This is a genomic window from Polaribacter marinus (assembly GCF_022662535.1).
GTDB classification, from domain to species: Bacteria; Bacteroidota; Bacteroidia; order Flavobacteriales; family Flavobacteriaceae; genus Polaribacter; species Polaribacter marinus.
This window is the reverse complement of the sequence record NZ_JAKQYM010000026.1, coordinates 1-6909: the sequence shown is the minus strand read 5'-3', so window position 1 is coordinate 6909 and position 6909 is coordinate 1. Positions and strand designations below refer to the sequence as shown.

Annotated in this window: 5 protein-coding genes; all 5 read left to right on the top strand. The window is 29.3% G+C overall.

All coding sequences use genetic code 11. The features are described from left to right. The first annotated feature begins 102 nt into the window (after positions 1-102). The 5 genes from MC378_RS14920 (at position 103) to MC378_RS14900 (ending at position 6701) form a co-directional block, all read left to right on the top strand. Entirely contained in the window at positions 103-747 is a 645-nt protein-coding gene (locus MC378_RS14920) for a hypothetical protein (protein ID WP_242179602.1), read from the top strand. Positions 748-876: 129 nt separating this feature from the next. Further along, complete coding sequence (locus MC378_RS14915; RefSeq protein ID WP_242179601.1) at positions 877-1506, top strand: hypothetical protein; 630 nt, start codon at positions 877-879, stop codon at positions 1504-1506. A gap of 734 nt (positions 1507-2240) precedes the next feature. Beyond that, positions 2241-4394 (top strand): hypothetical protein, encoded by a 2154-nt coding sequence (locus MC378_RS14910; RefSeq protein WP_242179600.1) that lies wholly within the window; start codon positions 2241-2243, stop codon positions 4392-4394. Between the two features lie 165 nt (positions 4395-4559). Then, on the top strand, positions 4560-5180 hold the full coding sequence (locus MC378_RS14905) for a porin family protein (protein WP_242179598.1): 621 nt from the start codon (positions 4560-4562) through the stop codon (positions 5178-5180). 672 nt (positions 5181-5852) lie between these two features. Continuing rightward, on the top strand, positions 5853-6701 hold the full coding sequence (locus tag MC378_RS14900; RefSeq protein ID WP_242179595.1) for a DUF1444 family protein: 849 nt from the start codon (positions 5853-5855) through the stop codon (positions 6699-6701). The last annotated feature ends 208 nt before the right edge of the window (positions 6702-6909 follow it).

Genomic DNA, 6909 nt, shown 5'->3' with positions numbered 1-6909 from the left:
GTGCATTTTTGTTACGTCTGATTTTCCTGCGGAAAATCCTCGCACACAAAACCGCACTATTCTTATACAAGACCGTTGTGCGTCATACCTGAAAAAACCGAAATGCCAGAATTAAGCAACATACAGACATATGAAAAATTGAATGGTAATGATTTTAAGCCTTCAATTGAGAAATTCGCTAAAGTTTTAAAACGAATTGGAGTTTGGAATACAGAAATCAAAAAGGATTTTGAATCTTTAAAATGGGAAGTAGAAGACAATGGATTTGTATATTTTTCCAATTCTGACAGCGGATTTTACAAAACATTATTTTCAGAAATAAAAGTCCGCCCACTTGTAATGGCTTGGACACCTGCGATTGATAAAACATTTAAAGACAATTGGATTTCTTGCGACTTACTAATTGAAACGGAAACAATACGGAATTTTGAAAACGGTAACTATAAAGAATTGACATTTGAGTTTATCAAAAAGCTCGTGAAAGAAATGGCAATGGAATTTGACAAAACAGGAATTTATTTTACTGACGAAGCTCAAGATGGAGAAGATTTTGATGGAATTAGAACAACTGACCGAAATAAAATTTGGAATTTTGATTATGCACTAATACCTAAAAAACTGAAAGAACTTTACGGAGAAAAACCGAATAACTATAAAATTAACGAAACTGACAATTGGATTGAAACTTGGAATTCGGACAATTGGAATGAAAAAAATAAAAGTACGAACGCACAACACCGTATATAAAAAATTGCTGGTGTTGTACTAAAACAAAGGTCGTTGCTCGTTTGCTACGTCTGATTTTCCTTCGGAAAATCCTCGCACGCAAACCCGCAACTTTCCATATACAAACACGTTAGGTAACATTTGTCGAAAATGAAAGAAAACAATAGAATTCTAAGAGAGTTAATCGAAAAATCTGTAGCTTTTCAAAACAAATCGTTTGAAAGGAATTCCGAAAATATACGTGAACAAATAATGTTGAATAGAGAATCTATTGAACCTTTTGAAACTTGGAAAAAATCAGCTGAATTCGACAAAAAACTCTTGACCGAATTAAAATATCAACAAGGAAAACTCATAAATCTTTTTAATGAAAAATGGAGTTTTAATAACAAATTTGAAAAATTACTTGATTATAAGAATATTTATGAATCTCAAACAGAAATAAGTATTGAATGGCACGCTAATTCAGCAATTCCACATATTTACAAATATATTATACAATTTGAGAAAAATGGCTTTTTTAAACTGCAGATAGCTTATCCAAATTTCTATGAAGAAGGTATTCAAAAATTAAAATCATCAAAAACAAACTATAGAAACTTATATGAAATAAAAGATGGTGGAGAAATTTCTATGACATCAGAATATTTTAAACTTGAAGGAATAATAATAGGAGAAGGAATTATTGACAAAAAAATAAATTTGAGAGATTTCAAAGAAAGAGATAAGCTTACAGATCCAAAAATGTTGACTATTGTAAAAAGAAAAAACGTTACCTAACACCGTATAAACTTTATTGCTAGTTTTAGCTCACTTGGGAAATTCCTTCGGAATTTCGCCGTTCGTGTTTTATTTAGTAAATTCATTGCTTAAACTACGCAACAAAGCTTATACAACAACGTTACCAAAAATAGCTCAATCACTCAAATCCTGAATTTAAAATAGCATTTAAAAGCTAAAAAAAAAGAATTTAAAATTGCGGAACACTCTCTGAAGATTGGAAAATTCTGAAAGAATTTTGTTTACATTTTTGAGAATTTAGAAAAATAAAAAGTAAAAACTGAACAGTGTGGAATTGAGCAAAATGCGGAGTAAAATCTGTGTGAAATTATCTTTAAAACGAAAATTCAGAAAGGCTGAGAATTTCTTTAAAATCAAAAAAAAGTAAAAATTGTTGGCGGAATTAAGCACGTAAGAAAACACTCAAACGCTGAAAAACCAAAATTGCGGAATTGAGTAAAATGTGGAATTAAAATGTTGGTGGAATAATCACTCAAACGTGAAAAAATTAAAAAAGAAGAAATTAGAGAAACCCGAAATTATAGTTAAAAAATCACTACTTTTGGTAACACCGTGTAAAAAAAATTGCTTAATTTTAGCTTAATAAAAATTAGTGGCATTTCTATAAACTTCTATTTTCCTTCGGAAAATAGCCGTTCATTTTAATCGCAACTTTTCATAACACAACAACGTTGTGCCCCATTTAAGAACAACCGAACTAATATTAATAATTAATGTACACAGAAAAAGATAAAAATAATTTCTTTTCAGCTACAGATTCCCTAAAAAAGTATCGTAGAGCTGATTTATTAGATACAAAAGGTAATACTTTAATTCAAGAATTGTACGTTGATTTATTGCCGAATGAACAAGTTTTCAAAAGTTGTCTTTCCGATAATACTACATTCCTTGTTGGAAGAAAAGGTACTGGAAAATCAACTATAATATTGAGACTTGAAAATGAGTATCGCAAGAAAAAAGAATATGTCTCTTGTTATTTAGATACTAAAACTATTTTTGAAAGTTCTAAAAGTGATTTTGTTTCATTTGATTATTTATCCGAAAAAATACCTGAGAAAACCCTTGAAAAATACTTAATAGAACGAGCTTTTATTCAAACTATTTTATCTCAAATTATAAAAGAATTAGACAAACAGTTTCAATCCACAATTGATAAAATTAAAGGAATTTTAGGCTTTGATAAAACAGAAGATGTACGAAAAAGACTAAAAGAAATTTTAAATAAAATTGAAAGTAATGAACATTTAAAAAGTATTGAAATACCCGTTATATCTGAAGTTAATAGAAGATTAAAATCTTCAACAGAAGACTTTAAGGATAAAGCTTTTAAAAATCAAGCTGAAATTGGAGCAAGTGCATCTACAATTGGTCCTAAAATAGAAGGCAAACTATCTCATATTGATGAAGAAAGAATTACCAACAAGAAACAAGATGAATGGGAAAATGAATTTTCTCAAATATTCCTAAGAGTATTTCAAATTAAAGATGTCATTAATGAAGTAAAAGAAGTTTTAGCACTAATCAATATAAAGCATTTAATAGTGTTTTTAGACGACTTCTCTGAAATTGAAGAATCTTCATTAAAGAGATTCGTTGACGTTGTTCTTGCACCTTTAAATAATTGGTCCGAGGAGTTTATAAAGTTTAAAATTGCAGCATATCCAAATAGACTTCATTTTGGAGATATTGACAAAGGGAAAGTTGATATTATTGACTTAGATTTTTATAACCTCTATTCTGAATTCGATAGAGGAACAATGGAAGATAGAGCTATCGATTTTACAAAAAGATTAATTGACAGTAGAATAAACCACTTTACAAAAGAACCTATTGAACATTACTTTGACACTAAAAATGAATCAATAGAAGAATACTATAAATTAATTTTTCAAATTTCTATGAACGTGCCTCGTATTGTAGGTTATGTTTTATTTTATTGTTATCAAAGTAATATTCTTTATGACAATCCAATTAATAAGAAAGCTCTTGAATCTGCTGCAGAAAGATATTATGATAAAGTAATAAGTTCATTTTTTGATACAACAACTTATAGTTTAATTTCATATGATGATAAAATAACAGCTCTTCAACAAGGAGAGTTACTTAAAGTGTTTACAAATTCGCTAAAAGATATCAGAAAAAGAATTGTTACGGGAGATTTGACTGGCGAATCATACAAAAGCACTTCAAAAAACCCTTTTTCATCACATTTCTACTTTCCACCAAACTTAGAGCAGTTTATCAAAACTCTCGAGCTTAACTTTTTCATTTCAAAATATAATGAAATGAGTGATAGAGATGGAAGCAAAGTTTCTATTTACTCTATAAATTATGGGTTAGCAATGTTAAATAACTTGAGATGGGGAAAACCAGAAGGTACTGCTTATAGAAAATATTTTATTGCTAGACCTTTTGATTTTTCTAAAAAAATTGAAGAATTTTTAAAGGAATCTAAAAAAATAATTTGCATTAACCCTTCTTGCGCAAAAACATATCCTTATGAACAATTAGAGTTCTTAAAATTTAATAAAATGCGATGTGTTGAGTGTCAGAATCCTATAAAAGTAACATCTGTTTCAGAGAATATACAAGAAGAACTCGAGAAGATTGATAAATCAAAACTTCTTCCTAAAGTTGATTTCTCATTACTTTATGAATTACAAAAAAATGAAGAACCATTATATGCTAGAGAAATAGCAGAAGAGTTAGATGTATCATCTTATTTAATAGCAGGTAGAGGAAAAAGACTAGATGAAAAATATGGTTATGTTAAAAGGGTCCATAGTGGTCAATTATATGCTTACACAATAACTGAAAAAGCTAAAGAAGAATATTTCAATAAAAACGGGGCACAACACCGTATATAATTTATTGCTAGCTTCTCGCCTACTTACGAAAGTCCTCGCGGACTTTCTTGGTCGGTAATTATTTACTAAATTAGTTACTTAAAACACACAACAAACCATATACAACAACGTTGTGCAACATTTTGAAAAAACCGACGTTAAATTAGAAATCATAAAAATACAATAATGAAAACATCGAATTACGTCTTACTAATTGCATTTATTTTGTCTGCTAATTTAGTACAATCTCAAGAAGAAAAAGAATCAAAATTTAACATTATCACTTATGCAGGAATTGGTTATTCTATTGTTCAGAACGACAATCAACCAAATTACAACTTAAATAGTAATGGTGGAGATTTTCTTTTAAATTATAGAATAAATAAAAAATTTGGAATTGCAACAGGAATTGGATTAAACGAATTATCTGGTAATGGATTTAATTCTGTTGGAAATTTTTACCACGAAAGAACATTAATTAAAATTCCGTTAATTGCAACAATGGATTATAACGTTTATGACAAATTTAGAGTGATTGCAAACTTTGGCTTTTATACTCAAAATATTGCCAAAGATGAATATCAATTCCTAAATAGTACTCAAAAAAACATTTTTAAAGGTTGGAATTTTGGAACTCAAATTGGTCTTGGGTTTGTATTTGAAGTATTTGACAATTTCAATTTTGGAATTAATTATATAGGACAAATTGATTTAAGTAAATTTAAAACAACAAATAACCAAATAATAAATGATGAGCAACTTACCAATCTAAATACTGTTGGAATAATAGTTGTAATAGATTTATAAAAAAAACGTTGCACAACAACGTATAAAAAAAATTGCTATTTTGTGCTAAATCAAAGGTAGTTGCGTTTTTGCTAACTTCTGAATTTCCGTTGGAAATTCCTCGTTGACAAAAACGCAACTTTTCTTATACAACAACGTTGGCAAAAACTCGGGAAAGGCGCCGAAATAAAGTCTGTTTTATAAATTTACTTCTTGCTTTTCCTCTCTTTTCAAAACCCAATTTCGGAAAATGTAGAAATTTAAAATTTATGGAACAATCTCTCGCTCGTGAAATTTTGTAAAAATTGGAGAGTTTGAAAAATTTAATAAAATGGAATTTACTCAAACACTGAAAATCCAAAATTGCGGAATTTTCACTCAAGCCTTGAATTTAGCAAGTTTGCGGAATTTAGCAAAATACGGAAAAACAAAATGGTGGAATTCTTACTCAAACTCTGAATTTAGCAAGTTTACGGAATTCTCACTCAGAGTTTGAATTTTGAAAAAAAAGAAAATTATGAAAAAGTTGAACGAAATAAAAAAATCACGCATTTGCCAACAACTTGTATAAAAAATTGCTACTTTTAGCTTAAACAAAGGCTGTTGCATTTTTGTAAACTTCTGAATTTCCGTTGGAAATTCCTCGTTCACAAAAATCGCAACTTTCCATACAAAAATACGTTAGCCACAATAATGAAAAAACTGCTTCACATCATACTTGGATTATTCATAACAGGATGTTCTTCACAGCCAAAAGTTTTGACTGAAAGTCAATACACAAAGAAGTACGTAAAGATTATGGAAAAGAAGTATCCTAACGTAAACTATGAAATTATTGAACCGTTAGTTCTCAAAGCAACTTATGGAGAGAATGGAGAAGTAACTCATTATTTAGACAACTCATATCGTGAATACAAACTTGACCCAAAAGAAATTGATGAAGTCATTGAAAGATATTCCAATGCTTCTGGAGATGTTTATAACAAAGACAAAGAAATAAACGTCAATAGAATTGTTCCAATAATTAAACCTAGTGACTATTTTGAACAATTAAAAACTCTTGGGAATTCTGTTAAGGACTATAAAATCCCAGAATTGATTTGGGAACCTTACAATGAGGATTTGATTATAGTTTACGCAGAGGATAGAGAAGAAAGTATTCATTATTTCAACCAAGAGGAATTTGAAAAACTTGAAATCTCAAGAGACTCTCTTTTGGAATTTTCGATAGACAATTTAAACAGCGTTATACCGAAAATAGAGAAAGTTGGTGAAAATGGGAATTTCGGACTAATTGCTGGCGGAGATTATGAAGTAAGTCTAATGTTAATGACTGACATTTGGACAAAGGAGAATTTTGATGTTAACGGAGAAATTATAATTGCTATTCCGAATCGTGATTTAGTTTTCATAACAGGCTCAAATGACAAAGAGGCAATTGAAAAACTGAAAGGTACTGTCAAGGAAAGTTTTGAAACTGGAAACCATTCAATATCGACCAATTTTTATAAATGGAATGGAAAAAAGTTTGAAAAAATATAAAATTACAGTGGCTAACAATGTGTATAATTCATTGCTAGTTAAAGCCTACTTACGAAAGTCCTCGCGGACTTTCTATCTGTGATTTATTTGCTAACTTTATTGCCTAAACACGCAACGAAATCATACACTAGACCGTTGCCAAAAATTGCGCTCACTCATATTCTGAAAATTGGAATTTATGATTTTATCAATGTGTGTTTTCAATATA

Bases quoted from the DNA above. Each gene is read 5' to 3' on its own strand.
- MC378_RS14920 (WP_242179602.1), top strand. From the start codon at position 103: ATGCCAGAATTAAGCAACATACAGACATATGAAAAATTGAATGGTAAT.
- MC378_RS14915 (WP_242179601.1), top strand. From the start codon at position 877: ATGAAAGAAAACAATAGAATTCTAAGAGAGTTAATCGAAAAATCTGTA.
- MC378_RS14910 (WP_242179600.1), top strand. From the start codon at position 2,241: ATGTACACAGAAAAAGATAAAAATAATTTCTTTTCAGCTACAGATTCC.
- MC378_RS14905 (WP_242179598.1), top strand. From the start codon at position 4,560: ATGAAAACATCGAATTACGTCTTACTAATTGCATTTATTTTGTCTGCT.
- MC378_RS14900 (WP_242179595.1), top strand. From the start codon at position 5,853: ATGAAAAAACTGCTTCACATCATACTTGGATTATTCATAACAGGATGT.